Source organism: Pseudomonas sp. DE0010 (genome assembly GCF_007680745.1).
Classification (GTDB): domain Bacteria; phylum Pseudomonadota; class Gammaproteobacteria; order Pseudomonadales; family Pseudomonadaceae; genus Aquipseudomonas; species Aquipseudomonas parafulva_B.
In genome coordinates, this window is sequence record NZ_VEJQ01000003.1 from 203375 (window position 1) to 225364 (window position 21990).

Annotated in this window: 19 protein-coding genes; 8 read left to right on the forward strand and 11 right to left on the reverse strand. The window is 61.3% G+C overall.

Annotation, left to right across the window (positions count from 1 at the left end):
- Positions 1 to 175 precede the first annotated feature (175 nt).
- Positions 176 to 2785: a bifunctional aconitate hydratase 2/2-methylisocitrate dehydratase gene (gene acnB, locus FS767_RS03875; protein ID WP_058603818.1), complete on the forward strand. Its 2610-nt coding sequence runs from the start codon at positions 176 to 178 to the stop codon at positions 2783 to 2785.
- A gap of 145 nt (positions 2786 to 2930) precedes the next feature.
- On the opposite strand, the gene prpF is transcribed toward acnB, so the two are convergent.
- The 5 genes from prpF to FS767_RS03900 all read right to left on the reverse strand — a co-directional run bounded on the left by prpF (position 2931) and on the right by FS767_RS03900 (position 9721).
- Positions 2931 to 4121, reverse strand: a complete 1191-nt coding sequence (prpF, locus tag FS767_RS03880; RefSeq protein ID WP_144964256.1) for a 2-methylaconitate cis-trans isomerase PrpF — start codon at positions 4119 to 4121, stop codon at positions 2931 to 2933.
- Positions 4122 to 4197: 76 nt separating this feature from the next.
- Positions 4198 to 6789, reverse strand: a complete 2592-nt coding sequence (gene acnD / locus FS767_RS03885; RefSeq protein ID WP_144964257.1) for a Fe/S-dependent 2-methylisocitrate dehydratase AcnD — start codon at positions 6787 to 6789, stop codon at positions 4198 to 4200.
- Positions 6790 to 6894: 105 nt separating this feature from the next.
- Positions 6895 to 8022 (reverse strand): 2-methylcitrate synthase, encoded by a 1128-nt coding sequence (gene prpC / locus FS767_RS03890; protein ID WP_144964258.1) that lies wholly within the window; start codon positions 8020 to 8022, stop codon positions 6895 to 6897.
- A gap of 95 nt (positions 8023 to 8117) precedes the next feature.
- The gene (gene prpB, locus FS767_RS03895) at positions 8118 to 9008 is read right to left on the reverse strand and encodes a methylisocitrate lyase (RefSeq protein ID WP_144964259.1); all 891 of its coding nucleotides are present in this window, start codon (positions 9006 to 9008) and stop codon (positions 8118 to 8120) included.
- A complete protein-coding gene (locus FS767_RS03900; RefSeq protein ID WP_144964260.1) occupies positions 9005 to 9721 on the reverse strand; it encodes a GntR family transcriptional regulator in 717 nt (238 codons plus the stop codon). Before FS767_RS03900 ends, prpB begins: the two co-directional genes overlap by 4 nt.
- Positions 9722 to 10015: 294 nt before the next feature.
- Here FS767_RS03900 and FS767_RS03905 point away from each other — a divergent pair, with 294 nt between their 5' ends.
- From FS767_RS03905 to FS767_RS03925, 5 genes are all read left to right on the forward strand, one after another.
- Positions 10016 to 10552, forward strand: a complete 537-nt coding sequence (locus FS767_RS03905) for an ATP-dependent zinc protease (RefSeq protein WP_144964261.1) — start codon at positions 10016 to 10018, stop codon at positions 10550 to 10552.
- Positions 10553 to 10557: 5 nt separating this feature from the next.
- A complete protein-coding gene (locus tag FS767_RS03910; protein WP_144964262.1) occupies positions 10558 to 12093 on the forward strand; it encodes an inactive transglutaminase family protein in 1536 nt (511 codons plus the stop codon).
- Positions 12093 to 13073, forward strand: a complete 981-nt coding sequence (locus FS767_RS03915; protein WP_023536214.1) for an alpha-L-glutamate ligase-like protein — start codon at positions 12093 to 12095, stop codon at positions 13071 to 13073. Before FS767_RS03910 ends, FS767_RS03915 begins: the two co-directional genes overlap by 1 nt.
- Before the next feature lie 120 nt (positions 13074 to 13193).
- Positions 13194 to 14537 carry an aminodeoxychorismate synthase component I gene (pabB, locus tag FS767_RS03920; protein ID WP_144964263.1) on the forward strand — a complete coding sequence of 448 codons (1344 nt, stop codon included), beginning with the start codon at positions 13194 to 13196 and terminating at the stop codon, positions 14535 to 14537.
- Positions 14538 to 14658: 121 nt separating this feature from the next.
- A complete protein-coding gene (locus FS767_RS03925; RefSeq protein WP_144964264.1) occupies positions 14659 to 15393 on the forward strand; it encodes a phosphoadenylyl-sulfate reductase in 735 nt (244 codons plus the stop codon).
- Between the two features lie 53 nt (positions 15394 to 15446).
- Here FS767_RS03925 and cysB read toward each other — a convergent pair whose 3' ends face one another.
- The 3 genes from cysB to FS767_RS03940 all read right to left on the reverse strand — a co-directional run bounded on the left by cysB (position 15447) and on the right by FS767_RS03940 (position 18089).
- On the reverse strand, positions 15447 to 16421 hold the full coding sequence (gene cysB / locus FS767_RS03930) for an HTH-type transcriptional regulator CysB (RefSeq protein ID WP_144964265.1): 975 nt from the start codon (positions 16419 to 16421) through the stop codon (positions 15447 to 15449).
- A 126-nt stretch (positions 16422 to 16547) separates the two neighbouring features.
- Positions 16548 to 17045 (reverse strand): universal stress protein, encoded by a 498-nt coding sequence (locus FS767_RS03935; protein ID WP_058603808.1) that lies wholly within the window; start codon positions 17043 to 17045, stop codon positions 16548 to 16550.
- 90 nt (positions 17046 to 17135) lie between these two features.
- On the reverse strand, positions 17136 to 18089 hold the full coding sequence (locus tag FS767_RS03940) for a putative 2-dehydropantoate 2-reductase (protein ID WP_144964266.1): 954 nt from the start codon (positions 18087 to 18089) through the stop codon (positions 17136 to 17138).
- Positions 18090 to 18321: 232 nt separating this feature from the next.
- Here FS767_RS03940 and FS767_RS03945 point away from each other — a divergent pair, with 232 nt between their 5' ends.
- Positions 18322 to 19398: a 3-deoxy-7-phosphoheptulonate synthase gene (locus FS767_RS03945; protein WP_058603806.1), complete on the forward strand. Its 1077-nt coding sequence runs from the start codon at positions 18322 to 18324 to the stop codon at positions 19396 to 19398.
- A 42-nt stretch (positions 19399 to 19440) separates the two neighbouring features.
- Here the strand turns inward: FS767_RS03945 and FS767_RS03950 are convergent, their stop codons facing one another.
- Positions 19441 to 19722, reverse strand: a complete 282-nt coding sequence (locus FS767_RS03950) for a GNAT family N-acetyltransferase (protein ID WP_023536046.1) — start codon at positions 19720 to 19722, stop codon at positions 19441 to 19443.
- Positions 19723 to 20222: 500 nt separating this feature from the next.
- On the opposite strand from FS767_RS03950, the gene oprI reads away from it, so the two are divergent.
- Positions 20223 to 20474 carry an outer membrane lipoprotei OprI gene (gene oprI, locus FS767_RS03955; RefSeq protein ID WP_003259780.1) on the forward strand — a complete coding sequence of 84 codons (252 nt, stop codon included), beginning with the start codon at positions 20223 to 20225 and terminating at the stop codon, positions 20472 to 20474.
- A 133-nt stretch (positions 20475 to 20607) separates the two neighbouring features.
- Here the strand turns inward: oprI and FS767_RS03960 are convergent, their stop codons facing one another.
- Positions 20608 to 21585 carry a L,D-transpeptidase family protein gene (locus FS767_RS03960; RefSeq protein ID WP_144964267.1) on the reverse strand — a complete coding sequence of 326 codons (978 nt, stop codon included), beginning with the start codon at positions 21583 to 21585 and terminating at the stop codon, positions 20608 to 20610.
- 111 nt (positions 21586 to 21696) lie between these two features.
- The gene (locus tag FS767_RS03965) at positions 21697 to 21987 is read right to left on the reverse strand and encodes a hypothetical protein (RefSeq protein ID WP_058603804.1); all 291 of its coding nucleotides are present in this window, start codon (positions 21985 to 21987) and stop codon (positions 21697 to 21699) included.
- Between the last annotated feature and the right edge of the window lie 3 nt (positions 21988 to 21990).

The following is a 21990-nucleotide window of genomic DNA, read 5'->3' on the forward strand; positions in this document are numbered from 1 at the left end:
ACCAGCCCTCATCAGATGTTCGTTCTGCAGGCGTAAAACTTTGAAAGCAGCTTCCGCAAGGATTCCTTGCGACCCTGGCCAGGCGGCCCAAGAAGCCATGACGGCGCCTGGGTGCAAGGAATGCTGGATGAGCGTCCCGGACCCCTTAAAGGGGCCACTGATGAGGGAAATAACTGTGCTTGAAGCCTACCGCAAACACATCGAAGAGCGCGCCGCTCTGGGTATCGTGCCCCAGCCGCTGAACGCCGAACAAACTGCAGGCCTGGTCGAGTTGCTGAAAAACCCGCCGGCCGGCGAAGAAGCCTTCCTCGTAGACCTGCTCACCAACCGCGTACCGCCTGGGGTCGATGAGGCCGCCTATGTCAAGGCTGCCTTCCTTTCGGCCGTCGCCAAGGGCGAAGCCACCTCGCCGCTGATCGATCGCAAGCACGCCACCGAACTGCTGGGCACCATGCAAGGCGGCTACAACATCGAGACGCTGGTCGCGCTGCTGGATGACGCCGAGCTGGGCGCCGTCGCGGCCGAGCAGCTCAAGCACACCCTGCTGATGTTCGATGCCTTCCACGACGTGGCTGAAAAAGCCAAGGCCGGCAATGCTCATGCAAAGGCCGTGCTGGAATCCTGGGCTGCCGGCGAGTGGTTCACCTCGCGCCCGGCCATCGCCGACAAATACACCCTGACCGTGTTCAAGGTGCCTGGCGAAACCAACACCGACGACCTGTCCCCTGCCCCGGATGCCTGGTCGCGCCCTGACATCCCGCTGCACGCCCTGGCCATGCTGAAAATGGCCCGCGACGGTATCGAGCCGCAGCAGCCGGGCTCAGTAGGCCCGCTGGCTCAGATCGAAGCGGTCAGGGCCAAGGGTTTCCCAGTCGCCTACGTAGGTGACGTGGTAGGTACCGGTTCTTCGCGCAAATCCGCCACCAACTCGGTGCTGTGGTTCTTCGGCGACGATATCCCGTACGTGCCCAACAAGCGTGCCGGCGGTTTCTGCTTCGGCACCAAGATTGCCCCGATCTTCTACAACACCATGGAAGACGCCGGCGCCCTGCCGATCGAGTTCGATTGCACCGACCTGGCCATGGGCGACGTGATCGACGTCTACCCGTTCAAAGGTGAAGTACGCCGTCACGAAAGCAATGAGCTGGTCACCACGTTCGCGCTCAAGACCGAAGTGCTGCTCGACGAAGTGCGTGCTGGTGGCCGTATCCCACTGATCGTCGGCCGTGGCCTGACCGAAAAAGCCCGTGCCGAGCTTGGCCAGGGCCCATCGGACCTGTTCAAGAAGCAAGAGCAGCCTGCCGACACCGGCAAGGGCTTCACCCTGGCGCAGAAGATGGTCGGCCGCGCGTGTGGCCTGCCGGAAGGCCAAGGCGTACGTCCAGGCGCCTATTGCGAGCCGAAGATGACCACCGTGGGTTCCCAGGACACCACTGGCCCCATGACCCGTGACGAGCTCAAGGACCTGGCCTGCCTGGGCTTCTCCGCTGACCTCGTGATGCAGTCGTTCTGCCACACCGCGGCCTATCCGAAGCCCATCGACGTTACCACCCACCACACCCTGCCAGACTTCATCCGCACCCGTGGCGGCGTGTCGTTGCGCCCAGGGGACGGCATCATCCACAGCTGGCTGAACCGCATGCTGATGCCCGATACCGTGGGTACCGGTGGCGACTCGCACACCCGCTTCCCGATCGGCATTTCCTTCCCTGCAGGCTCCGGCCTGGTAGCCTTCGCGGCCGCCACCGGCGTGATGCCGCTGGACATGCCAGAGTCGATCCTGGTGCGCTTCAAAGGCAAGCTGCAACCTGGCATCACCCTGCGTGACCTGGTGCATGCCATCCCTTACTACGCCATCCAGCAGGGCCTGCTGACCGTCGAGAAGAAGGGCAAGAAAAACGCCTTCTCCGGTCGCATCCTTGAAATCGAAGGCCTGGACGAGCTGACCGTCGAGCAGGCCTTCGAGCTCTCGGACGCTTCGGCTGAACGCTCCGCCGCCGGTTGCACCATCAAGCTGCCGGAAAAAGCCATTGCCGAGTACCTCAAGTCCAACATCACCCTGCTGCGCTGGATGATCGGCGAAGGCTACGGCGATGCACGCACCCTGGAGCGTCGCGCCCAGGCCATGGAAGCCTGGCTGGCCAATCCAGAACTGCTGTCGGCCGACGCCGATGCCGAATACGCCGAAATCATCGAAATCGACCTGGCCGACGTCAAGGAGCCTGTGCTCTGCGCCCCGAACGACCCGGACGATGCTCGCCTGCTGTCCTCGGTACAGGGTGAGAAGATCGACGAAGTGTTCATCGGTTCGTGCATGACCAACATTGGTCACTTCCGCGCCGCTGGCAAGCTGCTGGAAAAGGTCAAGGGTGGTATCCCGACCCGTCTGTGGCTGGCTCCGCCGACCAAGATGGATGCTCATCAGCTGACCGAAGAAGGCTACTACGGCATCTACGGCAAAGCCGGTGCGCGGATGGAAATGCCAGGCTGCTCCCTGTGCATGGGTAACCAGGCGCGGGTGCAGACCGGTTCGACCGTGGTGTCGACCTCGACCCGTAACTTCCCGAACCGCCTGGGCGACGCCACCAACGTGTACCTGGCATCGGCCGAGCTGGCTGCGGTGGCTTCGATCATCGGCAAGCTGCCGACCGTCGAAGAGTACATGCAGTACGCCAAGGACATCGACAGCATGTCTGCCGACGTCTACCGCTACCTGAGCTTCGACCAGATCGCCGAGTTCCGCGAAGCGGCCGCTAACGCCAAGATCCCAGTGGTCCAGGCGTAAGCCAGGCAGCCATCCACTGGCTGCATGAAAAAAGCCCCGGCAGTGATGCCGGGGCTTTTTTTTCATTCAGAACAGTCAGGCACCGACTGAATCACGCCCAGACGCCTTCTTGAACGTGACGGGCCGGCGATGGCGAGCACGCCTGTCAGAAACTATCGCCAGGAACGCGCACCCAGCCCTCCATCAACACACGCGCGCTGCGACTCATGATGGCCTTGGTCACCGACCACTGCCCATCGATCAGGCACGCCTGCGCACCTACCCGCAAGGTGCCCGATGGATGCCCGAAGCGTACAGCGCTGCGCTCACCGCCGCCTGCAGCAAGATTCACCAGTGTCCCCGGAATGGCCGCAGCCGTACCGATCGCGACGGCGGCAGTACCCATCATCGCGTGATGCAGCTTGCCCATGGACAAGGCGCGCACCAGCAAGTCGATATCTCCTGCCCCCACGTGCTTGCCACTTGAGGCGAGATAAGCCTGTGCCGGCGCCACGAATGCCACCTTGGGGGTATGCTGGCGTGCGGCAGCCTGCCCTACATGTTCGATCAGCCCCATGCGCAGCGCACCATGGGCCCGTATCGCCTCGAACCGCTCAAGGGCAGCCGGATCCCCATTGATGGCATCCTGCAATTCCATACCGCTGTAACCAAGATCGGCTGCATTGAGAAACACCGTTGGGATACCGGCATTGATCAACGTCGCCTTGAAGGTGCCAACCCCCGGCACTTCAAGCTCGTCGATCAGGTTGCCGGTAGGAAACATCGCCCCGCCTTCCCCATCATCATCGGCGGCCGGATCAAGAAACTCCAGCTGCACTTCGGCGGCAGGGAACGTGACGCCATCAAGCTCAAAGTCGCCGGTCTCCTGCACCTGACCGTCGCTCATCGGCACATGAGCAACGATAGTCTTGCCGATGTTGGCCTGCCAGATACGCACCGTGGCGACACCGGTGTCGGGTACCTGCGCGGGTTCTATCAGGCCGCTGCCGATGGCGAACGCACCCACTGCTGCGGAAAGGTTGCCGCAGTTGCCGCTCCAGTCTACGAAAGGCTTGTCGATACTGACCTGGCCGAACAGATAGTCCACATCATGATCAGGGCGCTTGCTGGCGGACAGGATCACGACCTTGCTGGTGCTGGACGTCGCACCGCCCATGCCGTCGATCTGCTTGCCATAGGGGTCGGGGCTGCCGATCACCCGCAGCAGCAAGGCATCGCGTGCCGGGCCGGGCGTTTGCGCCTGCGCCGGGAGGTCCTGCAAGCGGAAGAACACGCCTTTGCTGGTGCCGCCACGCATGTAAGTAGCCGGAATCTTGATTTGAAGTGCATGTGCCATGGATTGAAGCCTCTTGGATGGCCCGGTGGCCCGAGCCAGTGCGGGCGACTGGGGGCCGCAAGGCGGCCCCGTTGCGTTAAACGGTCGCTTCGAGGAAGTCCTGGGCAAAGCGTTGCAACACCCCGCCCGCTTCGTAGATCGACACCTCTTCGGCTGTATCCAGGCGACAGGTCACCGGTACGTCAAAACGCTCTCCTGTGCGGCGGGTCACCGCCAGGGTCAAGGTGGCGCGGGGAGTACGGATGCCTATCACGTCATAGGTTTCGCTGCCGTCCAGGCCCAGCACCTTACGGTCGGTACCCGGCATGAATTCGAGGGGCAAGACGCCCATGCCCACCAGGTTCGTGCGGTGGATGCGTTCGAACCCCTCGGCGACGATGGCCTCCACGCCCGCCAGACGAACCCCTTTGGCAGCCCAGTCGCGTGAAGAGCCCTGACCGTAATCGGCACCGGCCACGATGATCAACGGCTGCTTGCGCTGCATGTAGGTCTCGATCGCTTCCCACATGCGCATGATCCGCCCTTCGGGTTCAAGGCGTGCCAGCGAACCCTGCCTTACGCTGCCATCTTCATTGCGCACCATCTCGTTGAACAGCTTGGGGTTGGCGAAAGTGGCGCGCTGAGCCGTGAGGTGGTCCCCACGGTGGGTGGCATAGGAGTTGAAGTCTTCTTCAGGCAAGCCCATTTTGGCCAAGTACTCCCCCGCCGCGCTGTCGAGCATGATGGCATTGGAGGGCGACAGGTGATCGGTGGTGATGTTGTCCGGCAGCAACGCCAGCGGGCGCATGCCACGCAAGGTGCGTTCTCCCGCCAGGGCCCCTTCCCAGTAGGGCGGGCGACGGATGTAGGTGCTCATGGGGCGCCAGTCGTACAGCGGCGCTACCTTGGGTCCACGGTCTTGCTCCACGGCGAACATGGGGATGTAGACCTTGCGGAACTGTTCGGGCTTGACCGCAGCGCGGACCATCGCATCGATTTCTTCATCGCTGGGCCAGATGTCCTTGAGGCGAACTTCACGGCCATCCGATGCCACGCCCAGTACATCTTTCTCGATATCGAAACGGATCGTACCCGCGATGGCATAGGCCACAACCAAGGGCGGGGACGCCAGAAACGCCTGTTTGGCATACGGGTGAATACGGCCATCGAAGTTTCGGTTACCCGACAACACCGCGGTGGTATACAGGTCCCGTTCGATGATTTCCTTCTGGATGGCCGGGTCGAGGGCGCCGGACATGCCGTTGCAGGTGGTGCAGGCGAAGGCGACGATGCCGAAGCCCAACGCTTGGAGCTCCGCCTCCAGGCCCGCCTCTTCCAGGTACAGCTGCACTGCCCTTGAACCAGGGGCGAGGGATGACTTGACCCAAGGCTTGCGCGTTAGCCCCAGCCTATTGGCATTGCGCGCCAGCAACCCGGCAGCGATCACGTTGCGCGGGTTGCTGGTGTTGGTGCAACTGGTGATGGCTGCAATGATCACCGCCCCGTCCGGCATCTGACCGGGTACCTGCTCCCAGGCACCTGCGATCCCCTTGGCGGCCAGCTCGCTGGTGGCCACCCGGGCATGGGGGTTTGAGGGGCCCGCCATGGTGCGCACCACGCTGGCCAGATCGAAGTCCAGCGTGCGCTCGTAGACCACCTCGGTAAAGCTGTCAGCCCACAGACCCGCGGTCTTGGCGTACGTCTCTACCAGTGCGACCTGCTGTTCCTCGCGGCCTGTCAGGCGCAGGTAGTCGATGGTTTGCTGATCGATGGCGAACATGGCCGCAGTGGCGCCATATTCAGGGGCCATGTTGGAGATGGTGGCGCGGTCGCCGAGCGTCAGGGCACGTGCGCCTTCCCCATGGAACTCGAGGTAGGCGCCGACCACCTTCTGCTTGCGCAAAAATTCGGTCAGGGCCAATACCAGGTCGGTTGCCGTCAGGTTGGGCGCCAGTTTACCAGTGAGCTGGACGCCAACGATTTCCGGCAGGCGCATCCAGGAGGCGCGCCCGAGCATGACGTTCTCGGCCTCAAGCCCGCCCACGCCGATGGCGATGACCCCCAAGGCGTCCACATGCGGGGTGTGGCTGTCGGTGCCGACACAGGTGTCCGGGTAGGCCACGCCGTCATCGCTGTGTACCACGGGCGACATCTTCTCCAGGTTGATCTGGTGCATGATGCCGTTGCCAGGCGGGATGACATCGACGTTCTTGAACGCTTTCTTGGTCCAGTTGATGAAATGGAAACGGTCTTCGTTACGGCGATCCTCGATGGCCCTGTTGCGTTCGAACGCCTGGGGGTCATAGCCGCCACACTCGACGGCCAGTGAGTGATCGACGATCAATTGCACTGGCACCACCGGGTTGACTTGGGCAGGGTCACCGCCTTTGTCGGCGATGGCATCGCGCAAGCCGGCCAGGTCGACCAGCGCGGTCTGACCCAGGATGTCATGGCAGACGACCCGGGCCGGATACCAGGGGAAATCGAGGTCGCGCTTGCGCTCTATCAGCTGGGCCAATGACGCCTGGAGCGTGCCAGGGCTGCAGCGGCGCACCAGGTTCTCGGCCAGCACACGCGAGGTGTAGGGCAAGCCCTGATAGGCGCCGGGCTTGATGGCCTCGACGGCAGCGCGGGCGTCGAAGTAATCCAGGTCAGTGCCTGGCAAGGCTTTGCGGTAGGCAGTATTCATATCGTTATCAGGCTCGGTCACGGATGGCGTTCAAGGGTGCGCGTGCGGGCAGACATGCTGGGCCACCCCGCGAGGCCAACACGACCTACGCGGGGTGGGCGACCATCAGCGTTGCTCGATCAGCACGAACTGACGCTGTTCGACGCCGATGTATTCGGCACTCGGACGGATGATGCGATTGTTTTCACGCTGCTCGAACACATGCGCTGCCCAGCCGGTAAGCCGCGAACAGACGAAGATCGGGGTGAACAGCTTGGTCGGTATGCCCATGAAGTGATACGCCGAGGCATGGTAGAAGTCGGCGTTGGGGAACAAGCGCTTCTGCTCCCACATGGTCTTGTCGATGGCTTCGGACACCGGGTACAGCACCGTGTCGCCCACTTCATCGGCAAGGCGCTTGGACCACCCTTTGATCACCTCGTTACGCGGGTCGGACTCTTTGTAGATGGCATGGCCAAAGCCCATGATCTTGTCTTTGCGCTCAAGCATGTGCAGCAACTCGGTCGTCGCTTGTTGCGGGCTCTGGAAGCGCTCGATCAGCTCCATGGCCGCCTCGTTGGCACCGCCATGCAGCGGGCCGCGCAGCGAGCCGATGGCGGCGGTGACGCAGGAGTACAGGTCGGACAAAGTCGAGGCACACACGCGAGCGGTGAACGTGGAGGCGTTGAACTCGTGCTCGGCGTAGAGAATGAGCGATACGTTCATCACCTTCACATGCAGCTCACTGGGCTGCTTGCCATGGAGTAACTGCAGGAAGTGGCCGCCCAAGGTGTCCTGGTCACTGACACAGTCGATGCGCACGCCGTGATGGCTGAAGCGGTACCAGTAACACATGATCGCCGGGAACACGGCCAGGAGCCGGTCGGTCTTGTCGCGCTGGGCATCGAAGGTGAGCTCGGGCTCCAGGGTTCCGAGCACGGAGCAGCCCGTGCGCATCACGTCCATCGGGTGAGCGTCGCGCGGGATGCGCTCCAGTACTTCTTTCAACGCCTGGGGCAGGTCGCGCAGGCCCTTGAGCTTGTGCTTGTAGTCGGCAAGCTCGGCCTGGCAGGGCAGCTCGCCATACAACAACAGGTAAGCCACCTCCTCGAATTCGGCGTGGGCAGCCAGGTCGCGGACGTCATACCCGCGATAGGTCAGCCCTGCGCCGGCCTGACCGACCGTCGACAGGGCCGTCTGACCGGCAACCTGACCGCGTAGGCCTGCGCCGCTGAGTACTTTTGCTTCGGCCATGGTGCTTCTCCTTTCTTGAACTTGTTATGGAATGCAGGCTGGCTAACCCTCATCTACCCCTGAACCAGGGCGCTGCAGCGCGCGCAGTGGGCAGGTCAGCCTTTTTTCTGGGCAAACAATGCATCGAGACTTTGCTCGAAAGCGTGATAGCCAATGGCGTCGTAAAGCTCCATGCGTGTCTGCATGGTATCGATCACGTTCTTCTGGGTGCCATCACGGCGCAGGGCGGCGTAGACGTTCTCGGCAGCCTTGTTCATGGCGCGGAACGCCGATAGTGGATACAGCACCAGCGACACATCGACCGAGCACAGCTCTTCGGTGGTGTACAAAGGCGTGGCACCGAACTCGGTGATGTTGGCCAGGATGGGGGCCTTGACCCGGTCGGCGAACGTCTTGTACATCGCAAGTTCGGTGATGGCTTCGGGGAAAATCATGTCCGCGCCGGCCTCGACACAGGCGGCCGCCCGATCCAGCGCAGCATTGAGCCCCTCGACCGCCAGCGCATCGGTACGGGCCATGATCACGAAGCTGTCATCAAGGCGGGCATCGACCGCCGCCTTGATGCGATCGACCATCTCCTGCTGGGTGACGATTTCCTTGTTCGGACGGTGGCCACAACGCTTGGCGCCCACCTGATCCTCGATATGAATGGCGGCGGCGCCGAACTTGCTCATGGCGCGCACGGTACGGGCAACGTTGAAGGCCGAGGCACCGAACCCGGTGTCCACGTCCACCAGCAGTGGCAGGTCGCACACATCAGTGATGCGCCTGACATCGGTCAGCACGTCGTCCAGGCCACTGATGCCCAGGTCAGGCAAACCCAGGGAGCCTGCTGCCACACCGCCGCCGGACAGGTAGATAGCCTTGAAACCGGCACGCTTGGCCAGCAAGGCGTGGTTGGCATTGATGGTGCCGACCACTTGCAGCGGGCGCTCGGCGGCCACTGCGTCGCGAAAACGTTGGCCTGGGGTACTCTGGACGGTCATTGTTCACCTCGTGTGCTGTGGGTGTGGTCGCCTTGGTAATGGCGCTCGATGTTGCGCTTGGACGCAGCGATGTGACGACGCATCAACAGCTCGGCCAACTCGCCGTCACCCTCGGCGATGGCGTCCAGGATGCGGTGGTGCTCGGCGAAGGCCTGACGCGGCCGATTGGGCGTAGCCGAGAACTGGATACGGTACATACGCACCAGTTGGTACAGTTCGCCGCAGAGCATCTTGACCAAGGTCTGGTTGCCGCTGCCCTGAATGATGCGATAGTGAAAATCGTAGTCACCTTCCTGCTGGTAGTAGCCCACGCCCGCCTGGAAGGCAGCATCGCGCTCATGGGTTTCCAGCACCTGGCGCAGCTCGTCAATGTCGGCGCGGCCCATGCGCTCGGCCGCCAGGCGGCAGGCCATGCCTTCGAGCGACTCGCGGATTTCATAGAGCTCGATGAGTTCGGCGTGACTCAGTGAAACAACCCGTGCGCCCACATGGGGCACACGAACCAGCAGGCGCTGGCCCTCGAGGCGGTGAATGGCTTCACGCAGCGGGCCTCGGCTGATGCCATAGGTGCGGGCAAGCTCCGGCTCGGAAATCTTGCTCCCTGGGGCTATATCACCCCGTACAATGGCCGCCTGAATTCGCCTGAAGACATGCTCGGACAGGGTTTCCGTTTCCTCGTTGCCAGTAGAGCTACCCGTGGAGAGCGCCTGCATATTGTTGACACCTTTCACAAAACATGGCGTTAAATCTAACGAAAGGTCTCGTAATAGTCAAAGCCATAAACCACATTGTCAACAATTCAGCCAACAAGAAACTACCCCCCGATCAAACTGTCAGATCGCGCACCGCTGGCGTCAATACGTCGGCGTGATAGAATGCCGCGCCTTCGATGGAGTATGGATAGCCCGTCTGCCCCGCCCGCATGGTGCCGGCAGATCAACGAGGAAGCTTGTGCAGCCGTTGCCAGTCGCCTTACCCCGAACTTTGCACAATACCGCGCCAGGACTATGAAACTGACACCCTTTGCTTTGCTGATTAGCCTCCTCCTGTTGCCGGCCCTGAGCCAGGCAGCCGGCAAGACCGTGTACGGTCTGAACGAATATGCTCGCCTGGGCGACCTCGACCTCGAAGTGGCGGCCAAGCTCGACACCGGGGCCAAGACAGCCTCGCTCAGCGCCCGTGACATCAAGCGTTTCAAGCGCAATGGCGAAAGCTGGGTGCGCTTCTACCTGGCCATAGATGCTGCCCATTCCCACCCCATCGAACGCCCGCTGGCGCGCGTGAGCAAGATCAAGCGCAGGGCGGGCGACTACGACGCCGAATCGGGCAAGGCCTACACCGCACGCCCCGTCATCGAGCTGGACATCTGCATGGGCCAGGCCAGGCGCACCATCGAAGTCAACCTCACCGATCGCAGCGCTTTCCAGTTCCCACTGTTGATCGGCTCGGAGGCCTTGAAGCATTTCGACGCCCTGGTCGACCCAAGCTTTAAATATGCGGCCGGCAAACCTGCCTGTGCCACCGACGCTCCCAAAGCAGAGTAATTCCGATGCGCTCTCTTACCCTCCATCTGAAAGTCCTGATCACCGTCCTGGTGTTGCTGGGCGTAGCGGTCACGGCTTATCAGATCTTCGTACTTGGCATCCCGGTGACCGAGGATGAAACGGACGATCTGTGGAACATCGATGCCAAGATCGAATTTGTGGCCAGCACCAAGGACCCGGTAAAGGTCCAGATGTTCGTGCCGCCCCTGAATCGGGATTACGTGAGCCTCAACGAAAGCTTCATTTCCAACAACTATGGTGTGAGCGTCAACCGCGCCGACGGCAACCGCAAGGTCACCTGGTCCGCGCGGCGCGCCAGCGGCAACCAGACCCTTTACTACCGGCTGGTGCTGACCAAGCGCTATAGCACCGAGAAAGCCAAGGTCAAGGGCCCGACCTTCCGCGACAGCCTCGCAGTAGAAGGCCCCGAGAAGATCGCCGCTGAAGCCTTGATGGCACCGATTCGCCAACATTCGGCCGATGTCGAAACGTTCGTTGGCGAAACCATCAAGCGCGTCAACAACCTCAACGACGACAACGTCAAGCTGCTGCTGGCAGGCGATACCTCACCGATGAAGAAGGCGCAGGTCATTGACCTGCTGCTGTCCATCGCCCACGTGCCGATGGAGAAAGTGCACACGATCCGCCTGGTGGCCGACACCCCGCAAACCCCGGAACTGTGGTTGCGCAGCTTCAACGGCAATGACTGGCTGTATTTCAACCCCGAGACCGGTGAGCAAGGCCTGCCCAACGATCGGCTATTGTGGTGGACCGGTGATGACAACCTGATCACGGTCGATGGCGGCAAGCGGGCCAACGTCACCTTCAGCATGAACAACAGCGAGATGAACGCCATCCGCCTGGCCAAGCTGACAGACGAGAACACCGACGCCGACTTTCTCGAATACTCCCTGTACGGGCTGCCGCTGCAGACCCAGCAAACCTTCATGATCATGGTCATGATTCCCATCGGCGTGCTGGTGATTCTGGTGCTGCGCAACCTGATCGGCATCCAGACCCTGGGTACCTTTACACCGGTCCTGATCGCCCTGGCCTTCCGAGAAACACAGCTGGGCTTCGGGATCGTGCTGTTCACCGTCATCACCGCGCTGGGGCTATCGCTGCGCTCCTACCTCGAACACCTGAAGCTGCAGATGCTGCCCCGCCTTTCGGTGGTGCTGACATTCGTCGTGGTATTGATTGCCGCCATCAGCCTGTTCAGCCACAAACTGGGCCTTGAGCGCGGCTTGTCGGTCGCGCTGTTCCCGATGGTGATCCTGACCATGACCATCGAACGTCTGTCGATCACCTGGGAAGAACGCGGCGGCGGTCATGCCATGAAAGTGGCCATCGGCACCTTGTTCGCCGCCTCTCTCGCGCACCTGCTGATGATGGTACCGGAGCTGGTCTACTTCGTGTTCACCTTCCCGGCCGTGCTGTTGATTCTGGTGGGCTTCATGCTGGCAATGGGTCGCTATCGCGGCTACCGCCTGACCGAGCTGGTCCGCTTCAAGGCATTCCTGAAGAAGGCGGACGCCTGATGTTCGGCCTGATCAAGACGTGGAAAGCCCTGGAGGCCCGGGGCATCATGGGTATCAATCGGCGCAATGCAGACTATGTACTCAAGTACAACAAGCGCCACCTGTACCCGATCGTCGACGACAAGATCATCACCAAGGAGCGCGCCCTGGCAGCCGGCATCCATGTGCCGGAAATGTACGGCGTCATCGAGACGGAAAAGCAGATCGAGAAGCTTGACGAGATCATCGGCGGGCGCAGCGACTTCGTGATCAAGCCGGCTCAGGGCGCCGGGGGTGATGGCATCATGGTCATCGCCGACCGTTTCGAAGACCGTTACCGGACGGTGTCCGGCAAGATCATCAGCCATGAGGAAATCGAGCACCAGATTTCCAGCATCCTCACCGGGCTGTACTCGCTCGGCGGCCATCGCGACCGCGCCCTGATCGAGTACCGCGTCACCCCGGACCAGATCTTCAAGAGCATCAGTTATGAAGGCGTACCGGACATCCGCATCATCGTCCTGATGGGCTATCCGGTCATGGCCATGCTGCGCCTGCCCACCCGCCAGTCCGGCGGCAAGGCCAACCTGCACCAAGGCGCCATCGGTGTGGGCGTGGACTTGGCCACAGGCGTGACGCTGCGTGGCACTTGGCTGAATAACATCATTAGCAAGCATCCCGACACCACCAACGCAGTGGACGGCGTACAGCTGCCGACCTGGGACGGGTTCATGAAGCTGGCCGCCGGCTGCTATGAGCTGTGCGGCCTGGGCTACATTGGCGTGGACATGGTACTGGACCAGGAGAAAGGCCCACTGATCCTCGAGCTCAACGCTCGCCCAGGGCTGAATATCCAGATCGCCAACGATTGCGGCCTGACGCAACGCACCCATGCGATCGAGGCGCATCTTGAGGCACTGGCCAAAGAGGGTGTGACCGAAGATGCCGAGCAACGCGTGCGCGTTGCCCAAGGCCTGTTCGGCCACAGGCCCGGTCACTAAGGACCGGGGTTGGCCACCAGCCCCGGCCAGATGAAGATGGCGAATGTCGCCCTGATGCTAGGCGCAATGCCTGCACCGGACTACAATCGCCGTCCTCGCTTTTAATCGCCGTCCCTACTGATGCCGACCTGCACGTTGTACGCCCTGCCCTACCAGCCTGACCCGGCTACCTACTTTTCCTGCTTGCGTGATGCTCCAGGCGCCATTTTGCTCGACAGCGCTCGCCCCGGCGCTGAACGCGGCCGCTTCGACCTGCTGAGCGCGTGGCCAGTGCAGCAGTTGCAGGTGCTGGCGGACGAAACAGGGCGCGCCTTCCTGCAGCGGTTGCGCGCTGCGCTGGCTCGCTTGGGCGCTGCACATCTACCGCCAGAGAGCGAGCTGCCGTTTGCCGGTGGATTGATCGGTTACCTGAGCTACGATTTTGGCCGTCGGCTGGAACACTTGCCGACCCAGGCAGTGGACGACCTCGGTCTGCCGGATGCCCAACTGGGCGTGTACGCATGGGCGTTGGTTACCGACCACGCCACCCGTACCAGCCAACTGGTGTTTCACCCAAGCCTGGACCGTGAAGAGCGTGAGCGACTGGTGCGCCTGTTCGAGGGGTGTGAACCTCGGGCCAGCGGGGCTTTCAAGCTGCTCGCCCCGATGACTGGTGACCTTGCGCCCGAGCAGTACCATGCAGCCTTCAAGCAGGTTCAACGCTACATCCAGGCAGGTGACTGCTACCAGATCAACCTGACCCAACGGTTTCGCGCTGCTTGCCAGGGCGATCCCTGGCGAGCTTATCAAGCCCTTCGCCAGGCATGCCCAACGCCCTTCTCCGGGTTCCAGCAATTGGCAGACGGCAGCGCCTTGTTGAGCTTCTCGCCCGAGCGGTTCATTCGGGTCAGCAAGGGTCATGTGGAAACCCGTCCGATCAAGGGCACCCGTGCGCGGGGTCACGATGCGGCCGAGGATGCGCGCAATGCCGAGCAACTGCAGCAAAGCCCCAAGGACCGGTCGGAAAACCTGATGATCGTGGACTTGTTGCGCAATGACCTGGGCCGCACGTGCGAGATTGGCTCCGTCAAAGTGCCTGAGCTGTTCAGCCTGGAAACCTACCCCAACGTGCACCATCTGGTCAGCAGCGTGACAGGCACGCTGGCGGCCGGCAAGGACGCACTGGATCTGATCGGCGACAGCTTTCCTGGCGGCTCGATCACCGGCGCGCCCAAGATCCGCGCGATGCAGATCATCGATGAGCTTGAACCCACTCGCCGAGCGCTTTACTGCGGATCGCTGCTGTATGTCGATGTACGCGGCGAGATGGACAGTTCTATCGCCATCCGTAGCCTGTTGATCAAGGACGGCCAAGTCAGTTGCTGGGGCGGTGGCGCCGTGGTGGCCGACTCCGAATGGCAGGCCGAGTACGAGGAGTCCATTGCCAAAGTGCGGGTGCTGATGCAGACCTTGCAGGGGCTTTGAAAGCTGGTTTACCCGTGAACCGCTGAACGCAGCTTGGCGTGTCCCGCAACCAGGATGGGTTTTTTGTTACCATTGCCTCACTACGAGCGCCCAGCGCCACAGCCAAGATGGAAACCGCCTGATGAGCCAACCTTTCGATGTCGCTGCCCTGGCAGCGGCCTACGCGAACAAGTCCCCACAGGACATTCTCAAGCTCGCCTTCGAGCATTTCGGCGACGATCTGTGGATCTCCTTCAGCGGTGCCGAAGATGTGGTACTCGTGGACATGGCCTGGAAGCTGAACAAACAGGTCAAAGTCTTTAGCCTCGACACCGGGCGCTTGCATCCGGAGACCTATCGCTTTATCGAGCAGGTGCGCGAGCAGTACAACCTGCCCATCGAAATCCTCAGCCCCGATCGCAGCAAGCTCGACCCGTTCGTCAAAGACAAAGGCCTGTTCAGCTTCTACCGTGACGGCCACGGCGAGTGCTGCGGCATCCGCAAGATCGAGCCCCTGCGCCGCAAGCTTGCGACCGTCAGTGCCTGGGCCACGGGGCAGCGCCGCGACCAGAGCCCCGGCACGCGCAGCCAGGTCGCAGCCCTGGAGATCGACACCGGCTTCTCCACTCCGGAGCGCACGCTCTACAAGTTCAACCCTCTGGCTCAGATGACCAGCGAAGAAGTCTGGGGCTACATCCGCATGCTCGAGCTGCCCTACAACAGCCTGCATGAGCGCGGTTTCATCAGCATCGGTTGCGAGCCCTGCACGCGCCCTGTGCTACCCAATCAGCACGAGCGCGAAGGCCGCTGGTGGTGGGAAGAGTCGACCCAGAAGGAATGCGGCCTGCACGCCGGCAACCTGATCACCAAGGCCTGAAACGCGGGCGATACCTTTGAGAAGGGCCGCGTGGCGGCCCTTGCGTCCGAGGATCAGTGCACCGGTAACTCGACACCTTCGAACAACACCTCCAGCTCCTGCTTGTTGTGACACTGGATGGCCTTGGCCATCACTTCACGGGTCAGGTGCGGCGCAAACTTCTCGATGAAGTCGCACATGAACCCGCGCAGGAAAGTGCCACGCCGGAAGCCGATCTTGGTGATGCTGGCTTCGAACAGTTCGCTGGCGTCCAGGGCTACCAGGTCACCGTCCAGCTTGGCGTCAACTGCCATGCCTGCAACGATTCCCACGCCCAAACCGAGGCGGACGTACGTTTTGATCACGTCCGCGTCCGCCGCCGTGAACACCACCTTGGGCGTCAGGCCGCGGTTGCTGAAAGCTTCGTCCAGCTTGGAGCGCCCAGTAAAGCCGAACACATAGGTAACGATGGGATATTCGGCCACCGCTTCGAGGGTCAGCTTGGGAAGCTTGGCCAATGGATGGCCCTGCGGAACCACCACGCAACGGTTCCACTTGTAGCACGGCATCATGATCAGGTCGCCGAACAGCTCGAGCGCTTCTGTGGCGATAGCGAAATCCACTGTACCGTCTGCGGCCATCTCGGCGATCTGCATCGGGGAGCCTTGATGCATGTGCAAGGACACTTCCGGGTACTGCTTGATGAAGCCACTGATCACCGGAGGCAAAGCGTAGCGAGCCTGGGTATGGGTGGTAGCGATGGAGAGCGTGCCCTTTTTCTCGTTGGAGAACTCCTGGGCGATCTGCTTGATGCTCTCGACCTTGCGCAGGATTTCGCCAGCGGTGTTGATGATGCGCTCCCCTGCTGGGGTCACACGCGTCAGGTGCTTGCCGCTACGCGCAAATACCTCGACGCCCAACTCGTCTTCGAGCAGTCGGATCTGCTTGCTGATCCCCGGCTGCGAGGTATACAGGCTTTGTGCTGTCGCAGAGACGTTGAGGTCATGGTGCGCTACTTCCCAGATGTAGCGCAGTTGTTGAAGCTTCATAAGGTTCCCTCAGTTCAGCGTGGGTCAGCGGCAGCGGGCAGCGACGATATATAACTATATTAGTGGTAATCGTAATAAATCTAGAACTATTTTGTTACATCGCCCGGAATATTCCCACAGCGTAATTCAGCCTTTCCTACGGCCTAGATGCTGTGCCAAGGGGACCATGTAGACCGGTACAGGCGAGAGCTGGAGCAACCTGACCGCCGTCCTACCCAAGGGCACGTCCACGCCCGCCCCGGCGCTGTGACTGCCGAAGACAAGCAGGTCGACACTCAGGCGCTGGGCCTGATCCAGGATGACTTGCGCAGGGTCGCCCTGGCGCACGCGCACCGCCTTGAGCACCGCTAGATCGGCTTGTTCCCCCAGCTCCTCACGAAAATTTTCCAGTACACGCTGCTCGATGTTGGCCATCACCGTACCCACACCCTGGCTGTGCAGCTGGTCCAGGGTGTGTTCGTCCAGGTAACTTTGCAGGAGGGATTCGGCAAACTGGCCCATCGGTTCGACCGCATGAATGACGTACAACTCGGCACCGAATGTGCGCGCCAACGCTAGCGCATGCTGCATCACGAATGGCGCATAGACGCCGAGATCTGTGGCGTACAGCAGAGAGCGGATCATTCGACCTCCTCGACTGCCATGGCGGCAGGGCAAACTTGAGCTTAGCAGTGCATCGGCGCCTCGCTTGCCCAGCCTGGTGCATGACTGCGCCTAAAGTATGGCCCCTTCACTGTTTTTACCGAGGAACCTCAGCGACTGGTACAACATCTCCATGCGGGGCAAATGGCAACCCGCGGATTGGGCGCGGACCAGAGGCGCTGCATAGATGGCCTCTGTCTCTAGAGGTCGATGATGAACGTGGTCGTGGTACATGCTGGGCCAGTAATCAGGCATGCGCTCGGTCATGCTCAGCAGTTGCTGAGCATAGCCTGCGGGCATGGCATGACCACAAGCGACAGCGCCCACCATCACCTCCTCCATCAAGGCTTGCACCAGCGTGCGAGCATGGCTGTCGCCCAGCAGCTGGGCCGTGCTGGCGCCGAGCAACACTGACAAGCCGTTGAAAGGGACGTTCCACACCAACTTTTGCCACCGGGCGCCAGCCAGATCAGGCATGCCCACAGAACTCACCCCCGCAGCCTGGAACAATGAAACCCCCTGCTCCACCAGGCGGCGCCCGCCATCGTCACTAGGACCACTGTGATAACCCACGTTCACGGTACCCAACGCCTGATGGCGAATCACTCCGGGTGCCTGACGCTCGGCGCAGACGAAGCACAACCCGCCAAGCAGGTGCATATCAGCCCGCAGTAACGGGCGCAGTTGCGCTTCGACATCCAGTCCGTTCTGCAGCAGCACCACTTTCGCATCCGGTGCAGCGGCCTGTACGATCAACGGCGCCAGTTGGGAGTTGCCGGTGGCTTTGGCGCCTATCAATAGCCAATCGCACGGCGGCATTTGCGCCGCGTCGGCGTAGCAATTTACGTTGGCGTGCAGCCGACCATGGACAGCGCTCTGGACGGTCAGCCCGTAATGACTGACCGCTTCATACTCGCTTCTGAGCAAAAAGTGCACATCGAAGCCGGCCTTTGCCAGCAGCAGCCCGTAAAAGCCGCCTATGGCACCGCTGCCGATGATGCCAATCCGGGGGTTGCGCGCGTGCATGCGGTTCTCCTTCTCTTGTCAGCCTGTTTATTACACCGGTTGGGCACCTTCGCGCAGATCGATGCTCGCCGTCGACCCCTGCTACCCGGAAAAACCCCGCCTGCACGGGGCAATGCCCATTGTGGCGCAAACGCTAACGCGCTAAGGTTCGGCTCCCCGCTGCGATTATTCTTGCTGCTGGGCCGCACGGGGGTAGCTGGCGGCCGGCACCCGTGACCTGACGAGTAACACGATGGCTGATTTACCGATCGATGACTTGAACGTTGCATCCAACGAGACGCTGATCACCCCCGACCAGCTCAAGAAGGAAATCCCCCTTAGCGCCCAGGCCCTGCAGACCGTGACTGCTGGCCGTGACGTGGTGCGCAATATTCTCGATGGCAAGGATCACCGCCTGTTCGTCGTGGTCGGCCCCTGCTCCATCCACGACATCAAGGCCGCGCATGAATACGCAGCGCGCTTGAAGGCCCTGGCCGAAGAAGTGTCCGACACGTTGTACCTGGTGATGCGGGTGTATTTCGAAAAACCGCGTACCACCGTGGGCTGGAAGGGCCTGATCAACGACCCGTACCTGGACGACTCCTTCAAGATCCAGGATGGTTTGCATATCGGTCGCAAGCTGCTGTTGGACCTCGCCGAAATGGGCTTGCCCACGGCCACTGAGGCACTGGATCCAATTTCGCCACAGTACCTGCAGGATCTGATCAGCTGGTCAGCCATCGGTGCCCGTACCACCGAGTCTCAGACCCACCGCGAAATGGCCTCTGGCCTGTCGTCGGCCGTCGGCTTCAAGAACGGTACGGACGGTGGCTTGACCGTCGCTATCAACGCCCTGCAGTCGGTGTCCAAGCCGCACCGGTTCCTGGGGATCAACCAGGAAGGTGGCGTCTCCATCGTGACCACCAAGGGTAACCCCTACGGGCATGTCGTGCTTCGCGGCGGTAATGGCAAACCCAACTACGACTCGGTCAGCGTCGCCCTGTGCGAACAGGACCTGGCCAAGGCCAAGATCAAGGCCAACATCATGGTCGATTGCAGCCATGCCAACTCCAACAAGGACCCGGCCTTGCAACCGCTGGTGATGGAAAACGTGGCGAACCAGATTCTGGAGGGCAACCAATCGATCATTGGGTTGATGGTCGAGAGCCACCTGAACTGGGGCTGCCAATCCATTCCCAAGGACTTGTCCCAGCTGCAGTATGGCGTTTCCGTGACGGACGCCTGCATCGACTGGTCAGCGACCGAGAAGACGCTGCGCAGCATGCGCGCGAAGTTGAAGGACGTACTCCCTCAGCGCAATCGCGCCTGAGACCTTGGGGGGCCGTTCAGGCCCTAGTGTTCAAAGCAGCGATCACACCTTGCTGGCGTGACGCTGCTGACGCTCCATGTAACGCTCTACGTACGAGCACGACGGTATCACCGTATAGCCCATCTGCTCGGCATACTGCAGCGCGCGCTCGGTAAGGGCAGCGGCGATACCACGCCCGCGCAAGGCGTTGGGTACGAACGTGCGGTAGATGTCCAGCGTCTGCTTACCCAGGTCCATGTAGGTCAGATACGCACGATGACCGTCCACATTGGTCTCGAACTGATGACCCGCCTGGTCATGGTGGATGGTCAGCGCTTCGCTCATCACTACTCCTTGCGGGCCTTTCTGGCAGACCCATAGCCTAACCGATGGTCAATACCCGGTACACTTGGCACATGCATCGTCTATTGCGCGTTGGACCGCTGGACGTCTGCGTTCGTTCGGGTTTTCTGTAGACCGACATACTAGGCGCATACCCGTGGATTGCTCAAGTGAAGCGCTTTGAATGAATGCAAGCTACCGACGGCTTGCGCTGTTAAGTGTGACGTTAGCTTTGCCGACAAATGATGTAGGACTAAGACGCACAAAGACAGTAGAAGTCACCCTTAGTTCAACATGAAAGTTGCCGTTAGTACTGAGTTGACCTGCTGGCTCAGGGCGATGAGCCGCGCTCCTCTGCGGGCGCAGAAACTGCGCACTGTTTTTTTTGCAGTTCTTGCGTTCAGTCAGTTTACTTACTACAAGTAATGGGTACTATGTACGCCGGCCAGTTTCTCTTTTCTGAGAGATGGCTCATTAATAGAAAGTCCTTGAAGGGGAACACGATGAACAACGTTCTGAAATTCTCTGCTCTGGCTCTGGCCGCAGTTCTGGCTACCGGTTGCAGCAGCGTCTCCAAAGAAACCGAAGCTCGCCTGACTGCAACTGAAGACGCAGCAGCCCGCGCACAAGCTCGTGCCGATGAAGCCTACCGCAAGGCTGACGACGCACTGGCAGCCGCTCAGAAAGCTCAGCAGACCGCTGACGAAGCCAATGAGCGCGCACTGCGCATGCTGGACAAAGCCAGCCGCAAATAATAGTCCCTTGGGGCTGTTATGAAGCCGACCCCCTTGGGGTCGGCTTTTTTTTGGATTTCGAAATCGCCCCTGATCGCGCGATACGCCGCCAAGGATGCCCGGCGCGGCTTGGCAACGCAGTTCGTACAGAGGGTTACTGCATCTCCTCCGGAAGCGTCGAAACCATGGGCGTAGCGCCCTGATTGTCGAGGGGCACAGCAATCTCCACCGGCATGCCATCTTCGGCAGCCACGACGTCGCGGACCATGTCCCAGTTCATGCGCAGGTTATTGGCTAGGTCTTCACGCTTGAGCAACGCGTTGATGACCGCCGTATGCTTGTCGACCACCGACGGATTGCCTTGATCATCCAGCGGCGTGTGGGCTTCGAGGTATACCTTGCCCCCGCTCAACCCGAACTTGTACGGTTCGTTGATGATGCGAACAGGAGTGCCCACCGGCACCATGCCCGACAGTTCCAGCACGTTGTTGTTGAGCATGCGGAAGCAGCCATGGCTGGTACGCATGCCGATCCCGAATTTCTTGTTTGAGCCGTGGATCAGGTAACCCGGTACACCCAGGGTGAACTTGAAGGGCCCAAGCGGGTTGTCCGGACCTGCCGGAACCACGGCAGGCAAGATGTCGCCATCGGCTGCATGCTCGGCGCGGATCGACGCCGGCGGCGTCCAGGTAGGATTTGGCGTCTTGGCGATGATCTTGGTATTGGCAATCGGCGAGCCCCAGCCTTCGCGACCGATCCCCAACGGGAAGGTGTGCACCACATTCTCGCCTTTGGGGTAGTAATACAAGCGGTACTCGGCAAGATTGATGACGATGCCTTCACGAGGACCCGGTGGCAGGATGTAGCGCGTGGGCAAGATGATTTCGGTGCCTGCGCCAGGCAGCCAGGGATCGACACCCGGGTTGGCGGCGATCATCTCCAGATAGCCCAGGTCATTGGCCGTACCGATATCGGCGAATGTATCTTCGTACTTGGCCTTGATCACATGCACCTGACCGACGATGTCGTCCCCAGGTGGCGGCAGTGGCAGCTCCAGTGCGACAGCGGGCCCCGCTACCAGCAAGGCGGCCAGGGACAGGCTACGAGTGACGGCGGGAAAGCGCGGCGACATCCGGTAAATCCTTTGGAAGGTGGGACGAAAGGCATGATTGTACACCCCCACCCAAGACAGCGGGAGGCATCCTAGGCCGGACGCGGTTACAGATGATGAAAGGTGCGCGCCTCAGACCGCCTGCAATTGTGGCCAGACCGGCCGCATACCTCGCCGCTGCGCATCAAGAATGGCGCGGCACAGCTCGCACAGCCGGGTATCGCGATAGATGGTGCGTGGCACGCCGGACCAGCGGGGGTGCGCAGGCAACAGCCCCCCGCACAATGTTCTGTCCACCGGCACGCCGAGTTCGAGCTGCCGCGCGACCAGGTGAACGCGACTTTCCTGGCAGGCGAACAGGTCAAGCTGTTCGTCGGGCTCGATCAATTGGTAGGCGAAAAGGGACCAGGCAGGGCGCGGCATCGG